Origin of the sequence: Novosphingobium sp. PY1, assembly GCF_017312445.1 — a bacterium.
GTDB lineage: Bacteria > Pseudomonadota > Alphaproteobacteria > Sphingomonadales > Sphingomonadaceae > Novosphingobium.
The window spans coordinates 539,320-558,923 of record NZ_BLTI01000004.1; the positions used below are offsets into that span (position 1 = coordinate 539,320).

A 19,604-nucleotide genomic window follows, 5' to 3' on the forward strand; every position below is an offset into this window, starting at 1 on the left:
CGTATAAGGCGGCGCCATGCTTCGCCTATCCGACCTGGCACTTCCACTCGATCACAGTTCCGCCGAGCTCGAGCAGGCCGTCATCGCCCGCCTGGGCATCGATCCTGCCGATCTTGAGCGGATGACCATCGTGCGCCGCGGCAACGACGCCCGGCGCAAGGCCGCGATCAAGCTGGTCTATTCGCTCGACATCGTGCTGCGCAACGAGGCCGAGGTGCTGGCCCGCTTCGCCGACGACCAGCACGTGCGGCAGACGCCGGACACGTCCTACAAGTTCGTGACCCATGCGCCCGCGAACTATGACGGTCCGCGCCCGGTCGTGATCGGGGCGGGGCCCTGCGGCCTGCTGGCCGGGCTGGTGCTGGCGCAGATGGGCTTCCGGCCGATCATCGTCGAACGCGGCAAGGCCGTGCGCGAGAGGACCAAGGATACCTGGGGTCTGTGGCGCCGCTCGGTCCTCAACCCGGAAAGCAACGTGCAGTTCGGCGAAGGCGGTGCCGGTACCTTCTCGGATGGCAAGCTCTACAGCCGCATCAAGGACCAGCGCCATCTGGGCCGCAAGGTCCTGTCCGAATTCGTCAAGGCGGGGGCGCCCGACGACATCCTCACCGAGGCGCATCCCCACATCGGCACCTTCCGCCTGGTGACGATGGTCATGTCGATGCGCGAGACGATCGAGAAGCTGGGCGGCGAGTACCGCTTCCAGACCCGGGTCGAGGACTTCGAGATCGAAGAGGGCGCCGACGGCGAACGCCGCCTCGTCGGCCTGCATCTGTCCGATGGCGAATATCTGCCCGCACGCCACGTGATCATGGCCGTCGGTCACTCTGCGCGCGATACCTTCTACAAGCTGCACGAGCGCGGCGTGCATATCGAGGCGAAGCCCTTTGCCATCGGTGTGCGCATCGAACATCCGCAAAGCTGGATCGATACCGCCCGCTACGGGCCGAGCGCGGGCAACAAGATTCTGGGCGCGGCGGCCTATTCGCTTTCGCACAAGTGCTCGAACGGGCGCGTGGTCTATTCGTTCTGCATGTGCCCGGGCGGTCGCGTCGTTGCCGCCACGTCCGAGGAGGGCCGTGTCGTCACCAACGGCATGAGCCAGTACTCGCGCGCCGAATTCAACGCCAATTCGGGTATCGTCGTCGATATCGATCCGGAGCGCGACTATCCCGGCGATCCGCTGGCGGGCATCGCCTTCCAGCGCAAGTTCGAGGAACTGGCCTACAAGGCGGGCGGCTCCAACTACAAGGCGCCGGGCCAGAAGCTCGGCGATTTCCTTGCCGGACGGCCTTCCACCGATTTCGGCGTAGTCACGCCCAGCTATCAGCCCGGCGTGCACCTGACCGACCTCAGCGAGTGTCTGCCCGACTATGTGATCGAATCCATTCGCGAGGCGCTGCCCGTGTTCGGACGACAGGTGCCGGGATACGATCATCCCGACGTGGTGATGACCGGTGTCGAAACGCGCACCTCCTCGCCGGTGCGGATTACCCGAGGTCGCGACTACCAGAGCCTCAACACCCGCGGTCTCTACCCGGCGGGTGAGGGTGCAGGCTATGCGGGCGGCATCCTCAGCGCCGCGGTCGACGGCATTCGCGTGGCCGAGGCGCTGGCTCTCGAACTGGTGTCCGAGCCGGTTCCGGCGTGACCGCAAGCTACGATGCGATCGTGCTCGGCGCAGGTGCGGCCGGGCTGTTCTGTGCTGCCACGGCGGGTCAGCGCGGTCGGCGCGTGCTGCTGCTCGACCATGCCGCGCAAGTGGGCAAGAAGATCCTGATTTCCGGCGGCGGGCGCTGCAACTTCACCAATATCCATACCGGACCTGACCGCTATCTTTCGCAGAACCCGCATTTCGCGAAGTCGGCGCTCAGCCGCTACACCGCGCAGGATTTCCTGGCGCTGGTCGAAAGCCATGGCATCGCCTGGCATGAAAAGACGCTGGGCCAGCTCTTCTGCGACCAGAGCGCCAGGCAGATCGTAGCGATGCTGCTGGACGAATGCGCCAAGGGCGGCGTCGAGGTACACTGCGGCGATGCCGTCGGCGGCGTCGACCATGCCGACGGCGCCTACCGCGTGCGCTACGGCGATAGCGAGGCGAGCGCGCCTGCGCTGGTGATCGCTACCGGCGGTCCCTCGATCCCGAAGATGGGCGCAAGCGGCTTCGCCTACGACCTGGCGCGCCAGTTCGGCCTGAAGGTCGTGCAGCCGCGTCCGGCGCTGGTGCCCTTGACCCTGCCGGGCGATGACACGCTGTTTCGCGAGCTTTCGGGCGTGTCCACCGAAGTGATCGCCCGTGTCGAGGGTAAGGGGAAGGGCGCCCCGGCCTTTCGCGAGGCGGCGCTGTTCACCCACCGCGGCCTTTCCGGCCCTGCGATCCTGCAGATCTCCAGCTATTGGCAGCGCGGCGATACCGTGACCACGCAGTTCGTGCCGGACCGCGTGGAGGGGTGGCTGAAGCAGGCGAAGCGCGATCGTCCGAAGGCGACATTGCGCAAACTGCTATCCGAAGACCTGCCCGATCGCCTGTCCCAGGCGCTGTGCGACAGGCTCGGCCTTGCCGGCGATCTGGGCAACCTCTCCGACAAGGCGCTCGGCGCGGCCGAAGCGAAGCTGGCGCGCTGGCCCTTCGTGCCCGACGGCAGCGAGGGCTTCGCCAAGGCGGAAGTGACGGCCGGCGGCATCGACACGCGCGGTATCTCGTCCAAGACCATGGAAGCGCTCAAGGTGCCCGGCCTCTACGTCATCGGCGAGGCTGCCGATGTCACGGGGTGGCTGGGCGGCTACAACTTCCAGTGGGCCTGGGCGAGCGCGAGGGCGGCCGGGCTGGCGATCTAGTTCCGGCGGGCTAGGCGTTTGTTGCCAGCCTGACTTATGCCTTCAGGTTCATTTGTCCAGCAACCTGGTCTGGATACTTTCGCGCGAGAACAGCCGTTCGACACGCTCGTCGTCTACGCTCAGGCCGGAGGTGAACTGGCCGTCGCCAAAGAGGGCGGCGAGCTGTTCGATGCTCTTGAGGCCCGAAAGGTCGGAGCCATTCCAGGTCAGACCATGGCGCAGGGCCGCGCGCCCCATAAGATCGCGGTGCATGGAGACAATTGCCGAGCGGGCAACGCATTCCTGCACGGTCACGGACTGGAAAATCCAGCCATCGCTCGTGCGAACGACATAGTCGATGTTCACTGCGTGGCTCGGGTTGTCCTCCTCCCCGTATTCCAGGTCCTTGATGGCCAGATACTGGCCTTCGGCTTCATTGAACGGGAACAGGCTGATGACAGCGCGCCTGCTGTCCTTGGTCGAAATCTCGAATTGGCCGGTGTCGAGAAGGCGAATGGTCGTCGGGAGGAGTCCGTCCTCATGATAGGGGTTGGCCTGAAGGTAGCGGCCGGCCAGCCCCTCGGGCTTTGCCAGTTCGCCCAGCGTTCCCAAGGTGCCGGGCTGCAGAGCCACTCCGACCAGCGCCGGTTGCATCGATTCCGGATCGAGCCGCAGTTCCTCGCCCGGCTCTCCGCGCGCGCGCGGCGCCAGCATTATTGTGCTGCGTTGCATGCTCAGGGCACCGAGAAAGTCCGGATCGCGAAACATTGCCAGCACGGCATCGGCCGTAAGCGGGCTTTCGATTGTGGTGCCATCGCCAACATGCAGGCTTAGTCCGTGACGCGCGGCAATGCTGCGTGCGTAAGCCACGTTCTGGTCTGCGAACGGCGACTCGCGGGACAGTTCGATCGTGCTCATGCCCCATGCGCCCGATTTCAGCCGTTCAAGCACTGCGTACTGAACCGTTTCCTCGTTCGTGTTCATCACGAAGAGGAAGGAGTCGGGCCCGGCAAGGGGGATCACCTGGTTGTGCGTCGTCTCCGCGCCCTTGCGGTCGGTGACCCAGATGACGCCGCCGTTCTTGTCCCGGCGGAACAGGTTGTAGGCGATGGATTTGGGCGCATTTTCGATATTCAGGCGCAGGCCGAGCAGGTCAGCCGGCTGAACCAGCGCCGAGCGCACGAAATGCGGATTTTCGCTCTGGAAGCATGCGGCCAACAGTAGCGGCAGCATCGCGATGCAAAGACGCCTGATCATGACAGCCCCCCGGCAGGTTTGATCGGCTAGACTCCTAACGCAGATTGGAAGGCTCTGCACGTCGTCTGTGCGACGCGCTGCAGTATTCGGACTGTGCGAGTTCGAGGACGGCCGTTAGGTGGTTCTTTCAATTGCGGTAGAGGCTGGGATATTCCTTGCGGAACGCGGCCAGCTTCGGCTTGTCCCAGCGTGCGATGTAGGGGTGCTGCGGGTTCTTGCGCATGAAGTCCTGATGATAGGCTTCGGCAGGATAGAAGGCCCCGCTCTCCAGCTTCGTGGCGATCGGCTTGGGAAAGCTCTTCGCCTTGGTCAGCTTGGCGATATAGGCCTGCGCCGTGGCGCGCTGGAGGGCGTTCTGCGGAAAGATCGCCGAGCGGTAGCTGGGGCCGACGTCGGGGTATTGCCGGTTCACCTGGGTCGGGTCATGCGCGACCGAGAAGTAGATCTGGAGCAGGGTGCCGTAGCTGACCTTGGCTGGATCGTAGACGATCCGCACGGCCTCGGCGTGGCCGGTCTTCTCGGAGGACACATCGCCGTAGTTGGCCGTACTCTTTTGTCCGCCGGCATATCCCGAGGTGACTGACTTTACCCCGCGCACATGCTCGTAGAGGCCTTCGATGCCCCAGAAGCAGCCGCCTGCCAGAACGGCCACCTGATCGCCGGACGGTACGGCCTTTTCCGCCGGGGGAGGCGGGATGCGGCTGGCCGCGCTGCTCGTTTCGGCGGGCAGCAGGGTGCCGGCAGCCAGGGCGAGGGCGCCTGCACCTGCCAGCAGGATGATGGGGACGGGGCGAATGGCCATGGTTGCTTCTCCCGGTATCTGGGCGCCTTGGACGACAGTCCGCCCCTTCTCTAGGGCATGCAACCTGAACCTGCGCTAAGCAGTGCCTTGTCGGCTGAAAAAGGTTAGGCGGCGCTTCTGGTCGTTCCGCGCACGATCAATTGTGGGGCATTCACGAAATGATCGGTATCCTCCCCGGCGATGCGCGCTTTGAGCTTTTCGACAAGAATCCTTGCACCCAGATCGATTTCCTGCCGGATCGTCGTGAGCGGCGGCATGGTCTGCGAAGCGAGCGGCAGGTCGTCGAAACCCACGATCTGCACGTCGTCGGGAACCGCGCGCCCATGCTGGTGCAGGACGCGCAAGGCTGACATCGCGATCAGGTCGGATGCGGCGAAAATGCCGTCGACCTTACAGTCGGGCAAAGTCCTTTCGATTTGCGATGCCATGGTGGCGGCGGCCAGGTCGATCGGCAGGTGGACGAGCGGGATGCCCGCTGCATCGGCGACGGATTTGGCCGCCCGATAGCGGGCCGCGATCTCGATGCCGGTCGTGACGCCGAGGAAGGCAAGGCTGCGCGCGCCGCAAGCAATCAGGTGCTCTGCCGCCATGCGACCGCCAAGGGCATTGTCGGTTCCGACCACGCAGTGCCTCTGTCCCGGGGTGTGATGTCCCCACACGGTCAGCGGATGGTAATGGCCGGCAACGCTTTCGATGATGTCGAACTGGTCCGACTGGCCGATGACGATGACGCCGTCGACCATCCCCGAGCCGGTCAACTGTTCCAGCCAGTCAGTCGTATCTTCCGGGATCACGCGGCGCAGCATGACGTCGTAGCCGACTTCCGTCAGTTCGTCGGCGATCTGGCCCAGCAGCGTGAGGAAGAACGGGTCGGAGATATGCTGACGCTTTTCGTGGCCGAGGGGAACGACCACGCCGATCAGGCCCGTCTTCTGCGAGCGCAGCTTGCTTGCCATCTGGTTGGGACGAAAGCCGTGCTCCCGCGCCAGCGTCTGGATACGATCGCGTGTTTCGGCATTGACCAGCGACTTGCCGGCGAGCGCTCGCGAAACCGTGCCGGCCGAAACGCCTGCGATGCGGGCAAGATCGGCAAGAGTGCGGACTTTTTGAGGTTCCCCGTTCTTACCGAGGTGATTTTCGCTATTTTTCATATGTCCCCATTCCGGCCGCGGCTCTTACCACCAAGGCTGGCGGGCAGGAAGTTGCTAGTCATCAAGGTGACTATTTGTTCATAATCATTAACATGTTCTTGGCTTGCCCCCTGCCGGAACGAACAGTGTTGCAATCGCGCCGGTCAACATCAGTACTCCGGCAAACATCAATGCATTACGCGAATCCCCGCCCAGCAGTGGCGTGTAGATCACCGGCATTGTCAAAGTTTCGATCAGCATGGGAATGACGATGAACATGTTGAAGATGCCCATGTAGATTCCATAGCGCTCGGACGGGATGGAATCGGCGAGCATGACGTAAGTGTTGCCCATCATGCCAGCCCAGCCCAGGCCGATGCCCAGCATCAGCGCGTAAAGCAGCGGCAGCGATCCGACGTTGGGGATGGCCAGCATGGCCAGCCCCGAGGCGGTCAGGCACACGGCGTGGGTGCTGCGTGCGCCCTGGCGCTTGACGATCGGGATGAGGGCAAGGGCGGCAAGAAAGGCGATGAAGTTGAAGAAGGCGCCCAGCTGCTGGGCGGTCAATGTGCCGGAACGGAAGCCTTCGGAACCGGGATCGGTCGTATCGAACAGAGAGCGCGACAGCGCGAAGGCGATGTACTGCCAGTACACGAACATCGCATACCACTGGCACAGCATGGCCAGGGCAAGCTGGCGCATGGGGCGCGGCATCTGCCGGATGGCGCTGCCGATCTCGCGCAAGGTGGCTCCTGTTGTGAGCGGCGATCTGTCGATATGTGCGCGCTGTTCCTCGGAGAGCGGCAGTTCCGGTACGCGCCAGACCGAATAGACGATCGTCGCGATCGACAGGATCGCGCCGATCACGAAGGCGATGCGGATCACGATGGGAATGCCATTGGGATCGAGCGCGTTGCGGTCGATCACGGCGGTGAGCAGCGAAGGGCTGAGATAGGACAGGGTCTGGGCAAGACCGGTAAAGGCGCTCTGGGTAAGGAAGCCGGTGGGGCGCTGGTCCGGTGCCAGGCGGTCCGCGACATAAGCGCGATAAGGTTCCATCGCAATGTTGTTGCCTGCATCCAGCAGCCAGAGCATGCTCGCCGCAACCCAGAGCGTGGGCGAATAGGGCATGGCCAGAAGGCACAGCGAACAGATCACCGCGCCGATCAGGAAATAGGGCGTGCGGCGGCCCAAGCGCGATCGGGTGCGGTCGCTCATGGCACCGATGATCGGCTGGACGAAAAGGCCGGTGATCGGGCCTGCCAGCCAGAGCAGCGGCATGATTGCCTCGCTGGCGCCGAGAATGCCGTAGAAGGGCCCCATGTTCGCCTGCTGCAGGCCGAAGCTGAACTGCAGGCCGAAGAAGCCGACGTTCATCTCGACAATGCGAGCGAGCGGCAGGCGCGGCTTCTTCTGTGCGATCGACATGGACCATTCTCCGCTGCAGGAGGCGCTCACTGCCGCTTGACTGGTCCATGGCTCGCACAATCGGCCTGCCCCTGCAAATCGATTGGGCAGCCTTGGCCCCCCAGCATCGAGAAGGCAGCGCCCCATGCCTTGGAATGGGCAGGGGCCGAAGTTTCGCGCATTCGCTTGGCCATCGGGGATGCAAGGTTTGAGCGGCGGGACGAGCGGGAACACCACGATCTCGCGTTGGCCCGACCAATTTCGACATGACATGCTGAAGATTGATTATTGTTCTGTGCCGTAATTTCGTTACACGCGTGGCAAGCATCATCTCGAGAAGCAACCGGCCCTCGGGTCGCAACCAGAAACAGAAAAAAAGCGTTTAAAAATAATGCCGCCTTCGCTCGTCATGCGAAGGCGGTTGATGCCGGAAGCCAATTCCGGGCCTATAACAGAGATTGTCGAGTCGGACCCTCCGGCGAGGGCAAGTTCCGATCCCGACAGCAAATCGCGGAGAAGGAAATGAGTGCAGGCGAAGTGGCCGTAACCGGCAAGGCGCGGTCGAAGCAGTCTTCCAAAGGCGCATCCGGGCGGCTGGAGGGGGTGATTGCGGATCGCATTCGCGACTCGCTGCTGCCGGTCGACGGACCCGCGGATGCCTCGTGGATCGAGGATGCCGCGCGCAGCCTTCTCGATGCAGCTACCAACCGTCCCACCGGTGAACCTGTGGTCGATCTCACTTCCGCGAGCGACGAACGGCGCTACCTGCGCATTGCCCTGATCAACGACGATATGCCGTTCCTCGTCGACTCGGTCGCCGCAGCGATTGCCGATGCCGGGCTCGTCATCGACCGCCTCGCCCACCCGGTGCTGTCGGTGAAGCGCAACGCCAAAGGCCAGCTCGAGGAATTCCCCGGGCTGGACGCGGCGGGCACCGTGCGTGAATCGATGATCTATATCGAGACAGCGCGCGTCGATGCCCGCCAGCGCCGTGCCCTGATCCGCTCGCTTGAATCCACCCTGGCCGACGTTCGCAGCGCTGTGAAGGACTGGCCGCGCATGGTCGAGGCGATGACCATCGATGCCGAGCAGGTCGACGACGCCGAAGGCGCCGCGCTGCTGCGCTGGTTCGCCGGGGGGATGCTCACCCAGCTCGGCCATGTCACGCGTCGGCGCGACGGTACGCACGGCCAGCTGCTGGGTGTGTGTCGCCGCGGAACCCGCGATATCCTCTCTGCAACCAGTTACGATCAGGCCTTTGCAGAGTTCGACCGCCAGGTCGAGGCGGGCACCATCGTTTCGCCGATGGTGATCAAGGCCAACCGCATCGCCACCGTCCACCGCCGCGTGCCGATGGACCTGTTCATTGTTCCGGTCATCGACGAGGGCCGGGTCACTGCCCTTTCGGTCCATGCCGGAATCTGGACGAGCGCCGCGCTCGCGGCGCCTCCGGGCGATGTCCCGCGCCTGCGCGTGCTGCTGACCGGTCTTGCCGGCAAGCTCGGCCTCGATCCGATCGGCCATACCGGCAAGGCACTGGCCCATGCGCTGACCAGCCTGCCGCATGATCTTGTCCTTGGCCTTGGTTCCTACGACGTGGAGCGGCTGGCGACGACGATGACGGGGTTGGTGGACCGCCCCCGGCCACGCCTGCTGATCACCAGCGCACCGCTTTCGCGCCACCTTTTCGTGTTCGTCTGGCTGCCGCGCGACATGGTCTCGACCCAGATGCGCCGCCGCATCCAGTCGATGATCGAGGAAGCGGCAGAAGCGCCGACCATCGACTGGAGCCTGCAGGTCGAGGCCGGCAACCTGGCCATGATGCGCTTCACGCTCGACATTCGCGAAGGCGCCAGCGCGCTCAATGAAGATGCGCTCGACCAGCACCTGCAGGTCATGCTGCGCGGCTGGGGCGAAGCGGTTGAGGCTGTCCTGGCGCAAGGGATGGACCCAGCGCGTGCGGCTGCCGTCGCCGGGCGCTATGCCGATGCCTTCCCGCTGTCCTACCGCACCGATTACGGCCCGGTCGAAGCCGCGCTGGACATCTCGCACATGCGCAAGGTGGTCGTGGGCGAGGCGGCGGAGGGCGAACATCGCCATGGCCTGCGCGACGCGCGCCTCTATCGCCATGCCAGCGACGATGCCGCGCACCTGCGCCTCAAGGTCTATCAGGCAGAGGGCAGCCTGCCATTGTCCGATGCGGTTCCGGCGCTTGAGAATTTCGGCTTCCGCGTCCTTGCCGAAGTCCCCACGCCGCTGGAGAGCGGCCGCATCGGCACGATCCACGATTTCACGCTGGCGCTGCCGGTCGGCCGCAATGCGGAGGAGGTTCTGGGCCTCGGCGAAATGATCGAGGATGCGCTGTGTTCGGTCCTCAACAACGAGAGCGAGAACGATGCGTTCAACCGCCTCGTGCCGATGCTCGGCCTCTCCAAGCGCGAGACCAACTGGCTGCGCGCCTGGTATCGTTACTTGCGCCAGGGCGGTACCCATTTCGGGATCGCCACCGTAGTCGATGCGCTGCAGGGCGCGCCCCGCGTGACGACAGCGATCATCGCGCTGTTCCGCGCCATTCACGACCCGCAGTTCCAGGGCGACAGGGAGCAGGCGAGGCTGGAGGCGGAAGAGCAGATTCGCGCAGGTCTCGCCGATGTCGTCGCCATCAACGACGACCGCCTGCTGCGCGCATACCGCGATCTCGTGCTGGCGATGCAGCGCACCAATGCCTTTGCCCATGCCGGGCAACTGGCATTGGCCTTCAAGTTCGATTCCGCGCTCGTTCCCGGCCTGCCCCGGCCGCTGCCCTGGCGCGAGATCTTCGTCTATTCCCGGCGCGTCGAAGGCATCCACTTGCGGGCCGGGCCGGTTGCACGCGGCGGCCTGCGCTGGTCCGATCGCCGCGACGACTATCGCACCGAGATCCTCGGGCTGATGAAGGCGCAGCGCGTCAAGAACGCGGTGATCGTGCCGACCGGGGCCAAGGGCGGCTTCTATCCCAAGCAGCTTCCCGATCCCGCGCTCGATCGGGCCGGATGGGCGGCAGAGGGGCAGGGCTGCTACGAGGTTTTCATCGCCACCCTGCTTTCGGTGACCGACAACATCGTCAAGGACAAGGTGGTCCATCCCGAAGACGTGGTGATCCTCGACGGTGAGGACCCCTATTTCGTCGTCGCGGCGGACAAGGGTACGGCCAAGTTCTCCGACGTTGCCAACGGCATCGCGGAATCGCGCGACTTCTGGCTCGACGATGCCTTCGCCAGCGGCGGATCCAATGGCTACGATCACAAGGCCATGGGCATCACCGCCCGCGGCGCCTGGCTTTCGGTGCGCCGCCATTTCCTCGAAATGGGCATCGACGTGCAAAGCCAGCCGGTACGCGTCATAGGCTGCGGCGACATGTCGGGCGACGTCTTCGGCAACGGAATGCTGCTGTCCAGGGCGATCAAGCTCGTCGCCGCCTTCGACCACCGGCACATCTTCTTCGATCCCGATCCGGACCCGGCAAGCAGCTGGGCTGAGCGCAAGCGCATGTTCGACCTGCCGCATTCCAGCTGGGACGATTATGACAAGTCGCTGATCTCGAAGGGAGGGGGAGTTTTCCCGCGCAAGCTCAAGTCGATCCCCCTCTCGCCGGAAATACGCGCGGCGCTGGGCATCGAGGCCGAGGCGCTCGATCCGGATTCGCTGATCACGGCGATCCTTTCCAGCAAGGCCGACCTGCTGTGGTTCGGCGGCATCGGCACTTACGTGAAGTCCGCCGGCGAAAACAATGTCGCCGTGGGCGATCCGGCCAACGACACGCTGCGCGTCAATGCGGCCGACCTGCACGTCAAAGTCATCGGCGAGGGCGCCAACCTCGGCGTGACGCAGGCGGGGCGCATCGAGTTCGCCGCGCGCGGCGGGCGCATCAATGCCGACTTCATCGACAATTCGGCCGGCGTCGACTGTTCGGACAACGAGGTCAACATCAAGATCGCGCTCGCAGCGGCGCGCCGCTCGGGCAAGCTCTCGGAAAAGAAGCGCAACGAACTGCTGCGCGAAATGACCGACGAAGTCGCCGAACTGGTACTGGAGGACAACCGCCTGCAGGCCCTTGCGCTTTCGATCGCGCAGCGGGGCGGGGCCTCGTCCATGCCGTCGCACATTCGCCTTATCGAAATGCTGGAGGAAAGCGGCAATCTCGACCGCCGGACCGAGGGGCTGGCCGAGAACGACCTGCTCCAGCGCCGCGCGCTCGACGGGCAGGGGCTTACCCGTCCCGAACTGGCCGTGCTGCTTTCCAGCGGCAAGCTGGTGTTGCAGGACGCCATCGAGCAGAGCGACCTGGCGGCCGATCCCAGCCTGACCGATCTGCTGCTGGGGGCCTTCCCGGAACCGATGCAGGACAAGTTCGCGCGCTTCATCAAGGGCCATCGCCTTGCGCCTGAAATCATTGCGACCAAGCTGGCCAACCGCATCGTCAATCGCCTTGGCATCGTCCATCCCTTCGAGCTGGCCGAAGAGGAAGGCGTGGGGCTGGCGCAAATCGCCGCGGCCTTCGCCCTTGCGGTCCAGCTGTTCGATCTCGAAACGCTGTGGGAACGGCTGGAAGCCGCGCCGATGTCGGAAGATGCGCGCCTGCTGATGTTCGACCGGGTGGCGGTGGCCACGCGCGGGCACATGGCCGACCTGCTGCGCGCAGGGGCCGGGCAGGTTCCGCCGCATGAGTTCTTCGAGCGGATTGGCAAGCACGTGGCAGCGCTGGGCGTGGGAACCCAGTCCCTCCTGGGTGAGCGGACCCTGGCCCATTCGCAGCGGCTGCGCGCGGCGCTGCTGGAACGCGGCGCACCGGAAGCGGAAGCCACGGACGTGGCGCACCTGTTCGATCTCGACGGTGCGGTCGGCATCGCCGAACTGGCCGACAGCACCCGCATCGATCCGCGCAAGCTGGTCAACGCCTTTACCCGTATCGGCACTGGCCTCGGGCTCGACTGGGCGCAGTCGAGCGCGGCGATCATGAACCCGTCCGATCCCTGGGAGCGCCTGCTGGTTGCCGGGCTGGCCCGCGATTTCCAGCAGATGCGGCTCGAGTTCCTGCGCTCGCTGGCGCGCAGCAAGCTGGGCAAGTCCGATCCGATCGCCGCCGTCGAGGAATGGGGGCGGCACCACCGCACCTCGATCAGCACGTTCCGGGCCACCGTGGCGCGGGCGGAGAACACCGCCCCGATCACGCCGGCCATGCTGGCCCAGATCGCCAGTCAGGCACGCAACCTGCTGGGCCGCTGAAGAGAAGCCCTCAAGTTCGCCGCCCCCCGGATCGGGTCCGGGGGGCGGCCATCAATCGAATTCGCTCAGTCCAGCGGCATCGCGCGCATTTCCTTGATCGTCTCAAGCACGATGATCGACTTGACGTCGCGCACCCCGGGAATGCGCAGCAGCGACTTGAGCGTGATCTGCGACAGGTGCTCGACATCGCGCGCGATCACGTGGACGAGGTAGTCCATGTCGCCGGTCACCGCGTGGCAGGCGATGACATAGGAATTGTCCTGAATCGCCTGCTCGAAGCGCGAGATGTTGTCGTCGCTGTGCGCGTCGAGATTGATCAGCACATAGGCGTCGAGCTCGAATCCAAGCTTTCGCGCGTCGAGGATCGGCTGGTAGCCGACGATTACGCCATCGTCCTCCAGCCGCTTGATCCGGCGGCTTACCGGGGTGGCGGAAAGGGCCGTGCGTTCCGCCACTTGCGCCACGGGCATGCGCGCATCGATCTGGAGCGACTGGACGATCTTGCGGTCGAATTCGTCTAGGGGCACGGATCACCTACCGGAATGACTGTTCATGGTGGAATCCACCAATACCACAGCTAAACCATGAGACAATCGCATGAATATGAAGTGAAGTTCGTGGTATTGTCCAATCCATGAAGAAGCCCAGCACGGATACCAGCGCCAGCGGCCTTCGTGGCGAGTACGAGGGTGCCTCCGACGATTATACCGTCGGGCAGGATTGGCATGCCTATACGCCCCAGATGCACGAGCGCTGGCGGCGGCTTCATGCGCGCCAGTCGGCACTCACCGACCGTTATGCATGCCGCTCCTTCCGCGAGGGTCTGGCCCGTCTCGACTGCGCCGTGGGGATCCCGCGCTTTGAGGATGCCAACGCCATCCTTGGCCCGGCCACTGGCTGGCAGCTCGTCGCGGTCCCCGGCTTCATTCCCGATGCGGTATTCTTCGATCATCTGGCCCACCGCCGATTTCCGGTGACGCGCTGGATCCGCGAGGAGCACGAGCTCGACTATCTGGTCGAGCCGGACGTGTTCCACGATTTCTTCGGCCACGTGCCGATGTTGCTCGATCCCGCGATCGCCGACTTCCTCGAACTCTATGGCAAGGCCGGCGAGCGGGCGATGGCAATGGACGCGCTGCCGATGCTGGCGCGCATCTACTGGTACACGATCGAATTCGGCCTCGTGCGCGAAGGCGATGAGCTGCGCGTGTTCGGCGCGGGCATCATCTCCTCCCATAGCGAGACGGTCTATTCGATCGACGATTCCGGCGTCCTGCGCCTGCCGTTCGATCCGGTCCGGGTCATGCGCACCGGCTACATGATCGACGATTTCCAGAAGACCTACTTCGTGCTCGAAAGCCTGCCCCAGCTCATCGACGACCTGGTCGGCCTCGATTTCGGGCCCGTCTACGAACAGTGGCGCGATGCGCCTGCGCTGCCGGCGGGCGAAAGCCTGCCCGGCGAAACCCCCTACAATCCGAAACGCGAGATGACCCCATGACCACCCAGTCCTCCACCGACCTGTTCGACAATCCCATCGGCCTCGACGGCTTCGAGTTCGTCGAATTCTCCGCGCCCGAAAAGGGCGTGCTGGAGCCGGTGTTCGAGGCCATGGGGTTCACGAAGATCGCCCGCCACCGCTCCAAGGACGTCGAGCTGTGGCGCCAGGGCGAGATCAACTTCATCACCAATTACGAGCCGCACAGCCCGGCCTGGTTCTTCAGCCGCGAGCATGGCCCGAGCGCCTGCGGCATGGGTTTCCGCGTGCGCGATGCGCGCAAGGCCTATGACGAACTGCTCGCCCGTTCGGCCGAGCCGGTGCAGGTCGCGACCGGGCCGATGGAACTGCACCTTCCCGGCATCCGCGGCATCGGCAACTCGATCATCTATCTCATCGACCGCTACGAGCGCGACGGTGATGGCGCGCTGTCGATCTACGACATCGATTTCGAATACCTGCCGGGCGTTGCACGGCACCCCGAAGGCGCCGGCTTCGACCGCATCGACCACCTGACGCACAACGTCTACGGCGGGCGCATGGCCTATTGGGCCGACTACTACGAGAAGCTCTTCAATTTCCGCGAGATCCGCTACTTCGACATCAAGGGCGAGTACACCGGCCTTACCTCCAAGGCGCTGACTGCGCCCGACGGCAAGATCCGCATTCCGCTCAACGAGGAAGGCGAAGGCGGCAAGGGCCAGATCGAGGAATTCCTGCGTCAGTTCAACGGTGAGGGCATCCAGCACATCGCGCTCATCACCGAAGATCTGCTGAAGGCCTGGGACCGCCTCAAGGCGCTGGGCGTACCGTTCATGACCGCTCCGCCCGAGACCTATTACGAGATGCTTGACGAGCGTCTGCCCGGTCACGGCCAGCCTGCCGGTGAACTCAAGGCGCGCGGCATCCTGCTTGACGGCACCACAGAAGGCGGAAGCCCGCGCCTTCTGCTGCAGATTTTCGCCGAGGCGCAGGTCGGGCCGGTCTTCTTCGAGTTCATCCAGCGCAAGGGTGACGAAGGCTTTGGCGAAGGCAACTTCAAGGCCCTGTTCGAATCCATGGAGCGCGACCAGGTTCGCCGCGGCGTGCTGAAGGTGGAAGAACCGGCCGAGTGACACCGATGGGGCCAGCGCGTCGGCGCCCGATGCGCGGCCCCGCAAGGCCTGCCGGACCGAAATCCATTCCGGGTCGCCGGTCCGGCAGGTTCACGAACAAGCGGAGAGCGATACGATGACTGAAGGCCAGCATGCTAACGGAGCGCCCCGACTGGGGGGCATTCACCACGTTGCCTATCGTTGCCGGGATGCGAAGGAGACGGTCGAGTTCTACCGCGATGTCATGGGCATGGATTTCATGCTTGCCATCGCCGAGGATAACGTGCCCTCCACAGGTGCGCCCGATCCGTACATGCACATCTTCATGGATGCCGGCGGCGGCAATGTGCTGGCATTCTTCGAGCTGCCCAATGCGCCTGACATGGGCCGCGACGAGGCCACCCCCGCGTGGGTCCAGCACATTGCCTTCAAGGTCGATAGCGAGGAAGACCTGCTCGCTGCCAAGGCACGGGCCGAGGAACGCGGGCTGGAAGTGGTCGGGCCGACGCATCATGGCGTCTTCAAGTCGATCTATTTCTTCGATCCCAACGGCCACCGTCTTGAACTGGCCTGGCAATTCGGTACGCCCGAACAGATGAAGCGCCTCAACGACGTGGCCGAGGACATGCTCGAGGAATGGTCGCGCACCAAGAAGGCGCCGCGCCATGCCGCCTGGCTGCACGAGAAGATCGCCCAGGAAAGCTGAAAGGGCGGACCGCAATGCGTCTCTATTCCTACTACCGCAGTTCGACGAGCTATCGCCTGCGCATCGCCCTCAACCTGAAGGGGCTGGAGTACGAGATCGTGCCGGTCAATCTGCTCAAGGCGGAGCAGCGCGGCGAGGAATTTCGCAGGATCAATCCCTTCGCGGGCGTGCCCGCGCTCAAGGCAGAGGGAAGGTTCTATGCGCAGTCGATGGCGGTGCTCGAATGGCTCGACGAGCGCCATCCCGACAGGCGGCTGCTGCCGGTGGATGTCGAGGACCGCTTCGTCATGCGCGAGCTGGCGATGGCGATCGCAACCGAACTGCACGCCCCTCTGAACCTGCCCGTACTCAAGTATCTCAAGGCCGAACTCGGCCACTCGCAGGAAGAGATCGACACCTGGTATCGCCACTGGCTGGAAAAGACCCTCGTCCCTCTTGAGGCGAAGCTGGCGGCGCGCGGATCGGGCGATTTCCTGTTCGATGCGCCCGGCCTGTTCGAATGCGTGCTGGTGCCGCAGCTCTACAATGCGCGGCGGTTCGATTTCGATCTTGCTGCAATGCCGCAGATGACCCGGATCGAGGCGGCATGCCTGGCCCATCCTGCCTTCGTGGCCGCACATCCCGACAATCAGCCGGATTGCCCGAAGTGACCTTGCAGCGCCGTTCCAGCGGCATCGTGTCAGGGGACTAAGGGCGTTTACTTAGAATTAGGCATAGTATGTACATAAGTGCGCATGACTTCCCGACGCCACACAGAACGGAGATTCGCCAGCCGGGAGGTGCATGGGCTGCAGCACTCCTATCTGTTTCGCGTCTCGCCGCGCATGGCCTGGGTCATCGTCGCCACGCTCCTGCCGATCCTGGCGATCATCGAGGTCCAGGCCTCTCCCGGCATCTGGTTCGGCCCGGTTTACCTGGCGATCCTTGCCTTCGCCGCATGGTCGCTCAACTCGCTGGTCGCCGTGGCCATCGGTTTCGGCATCATCGGCGTAAGGCTTGCAACGGGCGAGTTCCTGCTTGCCACTGGCAATGGTCCGGATGGCGCTCCGAACCTGGCGGTGCGGATCCTGGGCATCCTGATCGTGGTTCTCGTCATCGGTGCGGCCCGCAAGGCCTGCGAGCGCGAATGGCGCGCGGCCCGGATCGATGTGCTGACCGGGGCCTGGAACCGCTCCGCCTTCTTCGAGATCCTGCGCAAGAACCGGAAAAGCGGCGGCTGGCATGCGCTGATCTATGCGGACATCGACGGCCTCAAGCGCGTCAACGACGAGGAAGGTCACGCACAAGGGGACGAGAACCTCAAGGTCTTCGCCGAGACCGTGCGCAAGACCATCCGCAAGGGCGACGTGCTGGCGCGCATGGGCGGCGACGAGTTCGTCATCTTCATGAAGCTCAAGGACAAGGACTCCGGCACTGCGGTCGCCAACCGGCTCGACACCGCCCTGAACACCGAATTCGGCGAAAGCCGCTTTCACCTGACGTGCAGCCTTGGCGTCCTGCTCCTGCCGGAAGGCTCGACCTCCATCGACGGCGAACTGCGCGCGGCCGACGAACTCATGTACATGGCCAAGAAATCGCGGTCCGGCGTGCTCGTGTCGACCGCCTTCGAAAGTGGCGGCAGGGTCCAGTTTTCGCCGTGCCTGATCGAGCAGGACCAGCTCGGACACGATTCGGTAGTGCGCCAGGTCGACAGGGTGCCCATGGCCGAGCCATCCTCGGTTTCGGACAGTCACGCCGCCGCCTGACTGCGGAGTGAAGCCACGCGCGGCGTCTTGCACAAGTGACTGTATCTGCTCTTCCACCCAGGTTCCGAAACTTTCTCGGGCTTGCATTCGCTGCCGTGCTGGCAACGGGTGCCACGCCGGCCTGGGCGGGCGAGGGCACATGGCGCGACATCGGCAATGCCGGACGCGATGTGCTGGTGGTGGCCGCGCTCGGCATTCCCCTGGCACAGGGCGATACCGCCGGAGTGCTGCAGGCGGGAGGCAGCCTCGGCTCGGCCGAATTGGTTTCGCTGGGTCTCAAGGAGGCATTTCCAGAGACGCGGCCGGATGGCAGCGACCGCAAGAGCTTTCCCTCCGGCCACACGGCCATTTCCTTCGCCAGCGCGGCGACCCTGCAGAACCGCTACGGCTGGAAGATCGGCCTGCCTGCGCAAGTGCTGGCCGCCGTCGTCGGCGTCTCGCGCGTGAAGGCGGACAAGCATCACTGGTACGACGTTCTGGCCGGCGCCGCGATCGGCGAGGCCGCCGGGTTCCTGATCACCTCGCGCCGTGACGCGCAAGTGCGCGTCATGCCCTGGGGCGATACGGGAAGCGCGGGGGTGTCCGTTTCTGCCCGCTTCTAAGCGCGGCAGAAGTTTCGCTCAGAACGCGCCGCGATCCAGTTCTTCGAGGCCCAGTTCGCGGCAAAGTGCCGCGCGGGCGGTGACAAGCTCTTGCCATAGCGCGGGTGAGGCGAAGTCCTCTACTGCAAGCTGTTCCGGCCAGAGCCGGGCGACGAGCGCCTCGATTGCGCTGAGCTTTTCGGGTGTCGCGATGAATCGCGGGTCGACCGTCGCGGGATCGGCCACTACGCGCAGGCGCAGACAGGCCGGGCCGCCGCCGTTGGCCATCGATTCGCGCAAGTCGTGGACGAAGAGGTGCCGGATCGGTCCGTTGCCCGCGACATGCGCTTCCAGCCATTGCCAGACCGCGGGCGTCTCTCGCGCCTCGCCCGGAAGCACCAGCGCCATTTCGTCCGAGGGCAGCGTCACCAGCTGGGCGTTGAACAGATAGGAGGAAATCGCATCGGCGAGGCTGACCGCGCTGGCGGGCACTTCGACGATCTCGATTTCCGGCAGCTTGCCGCGCAGCTTGGCATAGAGGCCCTCGCGGTCGGCGAAGGCCTGTTCATGCGTGAAGAGGACCCGCTCGTTGGCAACGGCGACGACGTCGTTGTGGAACGCGCCCGCGGCGATGGCCGCCTCCGACTGCAGCGCGAGGACCGTGCGCTCCGGCGCAAGGCCATGCAGGCGAGCGACGGCGGCGCTTGCCTCGCGGTGCTGTCGCGCCGGGAAAGGGCCGCCGCTTTCGCCGTAGACGAAGACCTCGATGCCGGGTCGGTCATGGCCCGCACACAGTCGCATGTGATTGGCCGCCCCTTCGTCTCCGAAGGGGGCAGGGACCGGCGGGTGAACCGCGAAATGCGCTTCGTTGGCGAAGGCGATCTGCAATTGCGCCAGCGTTTCGCGCCATTCGTGGCTGCGGTGCGGCATCGTCACGAGGTTGGCCACGGTCAGGTGGCAGCGACCGTCGGCGGTGTCCGGGCCGGGCGAGACGGTCGCGGCATTGGCCGCCCACATCGACGAGGCGGACAGGGCATTGGCCCGCAAGGGCGCGCTGGCGGCAGCCATGTCGGTGCCGAGCTGACGCAACCAACCTTCGTCCGGACGGCGTTGCGGCAGGAAGAAACCCTGCGCCAGCCCGCGCTCGAGGTTCGCGCGCATTTTTGCCAGGCCCTGAAGCGCCGCGGCGCGGGGGCGCGCGACTTTCCCGGCGTTCTTCGCAGAAGCCAGATTGCCAAGGCTCAGGCCGGCATAGTTGTGGCTGGGTCCGACAATTCCATCGAAGTTGATTTCCGTCAGCAT

General features: G+C 64.7%; 15 protein-coding genes. 9 read left to right on the plus strand and 6 right to left on the minus strand.

The features are described from left to right. Positions 1 to 16 precede the first annotated feature (16 nt). Positions 17 to 1,651, plus strand: a complete 1,635-nt coding sequence (locus J3474_RS06630) for an NAD(P)/FAD-dependent oxidoreductase (protein ID WP_207093479.1) — start codon at positions 17 to 19, stop codon at positions 1,649 to 1,651. Beyond that, positions 1,648 to 2,838 (plus strand): NAD(P)/FAD-dependent oxidoreductase, encoded by a 1,191-nt coding sequence (locus tag J3474_RS06635; RefSeq protein ID WP_207093480.1) that lies wholly within the window; start codon positions 1,648 to 1,650, stop codon positions 2,836 to 2,838. The genes J3474_RS06630 and J3474_RS06635 overlap by 4 nt, the downstream gene beginning before the upstream one ends. A gap of 48 nt (positions 2,839 to 2,886) precedes the next feature. On the opposite strand, the gene J3474_RS06640 is transcribed toward J3474_RS06635, so the two are convergent. The 4 genes from J3474_RS06640 to J3474_RS06655 all read right to left on the minus strand — a co-directional run bounded on the left by J3474_RS06640 (position 2,887) and on the right by J3474_RS06655 (position 7,434). Further along, the gene (locus J3474_RS06640; protein WP_207093481.1) at positions 2,887 to 4,074 is read right to left on the minus strand and encodes a hypothetical protein; all 1,188 of its coding nucleotides are present in this window, start codon (positions 4,072 to 4,074) and stop codon (positions 2,887 to 2,889) included. A 127-nt stretch (positions 4,075 to 4,201) separates the two neighbouring features. After that, the gene (gene msrA, locus J3474_RS06645) at positions 4,202 to 4,876 is read right to left on the minus strand and encodes a peptide-methionine (S)-S-oxide reductase MsrA (protein ID WP_207093482.1); all 675 of its coding nucleotides are present in this window, start codon (positions 4,874 to 4,876) and stop codon (positions 4,202 to 4,204) included. 104 nt (positions 4,877 to 4,980) lie between these two features. Next, positions 4,981 to 6,027 carry a LacI family DNA-binding transcriptional regulator gene (locus tag J3474_RS06650; protein ID WP_207093483.1) on the minus strand — a complete coding sequence of 349 codons (1,047 nt, stop codon included), beginning with the start codon at positions 6,025 to 6,027 and terminating at the stop codon, positions 4,981 to 4,983. 87 nt (positions 6,028 to 6,114) lie between these two features. Then, positions 6,115 to 7,434 (minus strand): MFS transporter, encoded by a 1,320-nt coding sequence (locus tag J3474_RS06655; protein ID WP_207093484.1) that lies wholly within the window; start codon positions 7,432 to 7,434, stop codon positions 6,115 to 6,117. A gap of 501 nt (positions 7,435 to 7,935) precedes the next feature. Between J3474_RS06655 and J3474_RS06660 the strand changes: the two genes are divergently transcribed. Then, positions 7,936 to 12,678 carry an NAD-glutamate dehydrogenase domain-containing protein gene (locus J3474_RS06660; protein WP_207093485.1) on the plus strand — a complete coding sequence of 1,581 codons (4,743 nt, stop codon included), beginning with the start codon at positions 7,936 to 7,938 and terminating at the stop codon, positions 12,676 to 12,678. Between the two features lie 65 nt (positions 12,679 to 12,743). Here J3474_RS06660 and J3474_RS06665 read toward each other — a convergent pair whose 3' ends face one another. Next, on the minus strand, positions 12,744 to 13,205 hold the full coding sequence (locus J3474_RS06665) for an Lrp/AsnC family transcriptional regulator (RefSeq protein WP_007012129.1): 462 nt from the start codon (positions 13,203 to 13,205) through the stop codon (positions 12,744 to 12,746). 107 nt (positions 13,206 to 13,312) lie between these two features. Here J3474_RS06665 and phhA point away from each other — a divergent pair, with 107 nt between their 5' ends. The 6 genes from phhA (at position 13,313) to J3474_RS06695 (ending at position 18,323) form a co-directional block, all read left to right on the plus strand. Next, the gene (gene phhA / locus J3474_RS06670) at positions 13,313 to 14,179 is read left to right on the plus strand and encodes a phenylalanine 4-monooxygenase (RefSeq protein WP_207093486.1); all 867 of its coding nucleotides are present in this window, start codon (positions 13,313 to 13,315) and stop codon (positions 14,177 to 14,179) included. Next, positions 14,176 to 15,291 carry a 4-hydroxyphenylpyruvate dioxygenase gene (gene hppD, locus J3474_RS06675; protein WP_207093487.1) on the plus strand — a complete coding sequence of 372 codons (1,116 nt, stop codon included), beginning with the start codon at positions 14,176 to 14,178 and terminating at the stop codon, positions 15,289 to 15,291. The genes phhA and hppD overlap by 4 nt, the downstream gene beginning before the upstream one ends. 115 nt (positions 15,292 to 15,406) lie before the next feature. Beyond that, positions 15,407 to 15,976, plus strand: coding sequence for a VOC family protein (locus J3474_RS06680; protein ID WP_013832052.1), 570 nt, complete (start codon positions 15,407 to 15,409; stop codon positions 15,974 to 15,976). Positions 15,977 to 15,990: 14 nt separating this feature from the next. After that, on the plus strand, positions 15,991 to 16,626 hold the full coding sequence (gene maiA, locus J3474_RS06685; RefSeq protein WP_207093488.1) for a maleylacetoacetate isomerase: 636 nt from the start codon (positions 15,991 to 15,993) through the stop codon (positions 16,624 to 16,626). Between the two features lie 129 nt (positions 16,627 to 16,755). Further along, a complete protein-coding gene (locus J3474_RS06690; protein WP_242528223.1) occupies positions 16,756 to 17,721 on the plus strand; it encodes a GGDEF domain-containing protein in 966 nt (321 codons plus the stop codon). 95 nt (positions 17,722 to 17,816) lie between these two features. Next, positions 17,817 to 18,323 (plus strand): phosphatase PAP2 family protein, encoded by a 507-nt coding sequence (locus J3474_RS06695; protein ID WP_242528224.1) that lies wholly within the window; start codon positions 17,817 to 17,819, stop codon positions 18,321 to 18,323. Positions 18,324 to 18,341: 18 nt separating this feature from the next. On the opposite strand, the gene J3474_RS06700 is transcribed toward J3474_RS06695, so the two are convergent. Further along, complete coding sequence (locus J3474_RS06700) at positions 18,342 to 19,604, minus strand: N-succinylarginine dihydrolase (RefSeq protein ID WP_207093490.1); 1,263 nt, start codon at positions 19,602 to 19,604, stop codon at positions 18,342 to 18,344.

Bases quoted from the DNA above. Each gene is read 5' to 3' on its own strand.
- J3474_RS06640 (WP_207093481.1), bottom strand. From the start codon at position 4,074: ATGATCAGGCGTCTTTGCATCGCGATGCTGCCGCTACTGTTGGCCGCA.
- J3474_RS06660 (WP_207093485.1), top strand. From the start codon at position 7,936: ATGAGTGCAGGCGAAGTGGCCGTAACCGGCAAGGCGCGGTCGAAGCAG.
- J3474_RS06700 (WP_207093490.1), bottom strand. From the start codon at position 19,604: ATGCTGACGGAAATCAACTTCGATGGAATTGTCGGACCCAGCCACAAC.
- J3474_RS06655 (WP_207093484.1), bottom strand. From the start codon at position 7,434: ATGTCGATCGCACAGAAGAAGCCGCGCCTGCCGCTCGCTCGCATTGTC.
- msrA (WP_207093482.1), bottom strand. From the start codon at position 4,876: ATGGCCATTCGCCCCGTCCCCATCATCCTGCTGGCAGGTGCAGGCGCC.
- J3474_RS06680 (WP_013832052.1), top strand. From the start codon at position 15,407: ATGACTGAAGGCCAGCATGCTAACGGAGCGCCCCGACTGGGGGGCATT.
- J3474_RS06650 (WP_207093483.1), bottom strand. From the start codon at position 6,027: ATGAAAAATAGCGAAAATCACCTCGGTAAGAACGGGGAACCTCAAAAA.
- J3474_RS06630 (WP_207093479.1), top strand. From the start codon at position 17: ATGCTTCGCCTATCCGACCTGGCACTTCCACTCGATCACAGTTCCGCC.
- maiA (WP_207093488.1), top strand. From the start codon at position 15,991: ATGCGTCTCTATTCCTACTACCGCAGTTCGACGAGCTATCGCCTGCGC.
- hppD (WP_207093487.1), top strand. From the start codon at position 14,176: ATGACCACCCAGTCCTCCACCGACCTGTTCGACAATCCCATCGGCCTC.
- phhA (WP_207093486.1), top strand. From the start codon at position 13,313: ATGAAGAAGCCCAGCACGGATACCAGCGCCAGCGGCCTTCGTGGCGAG.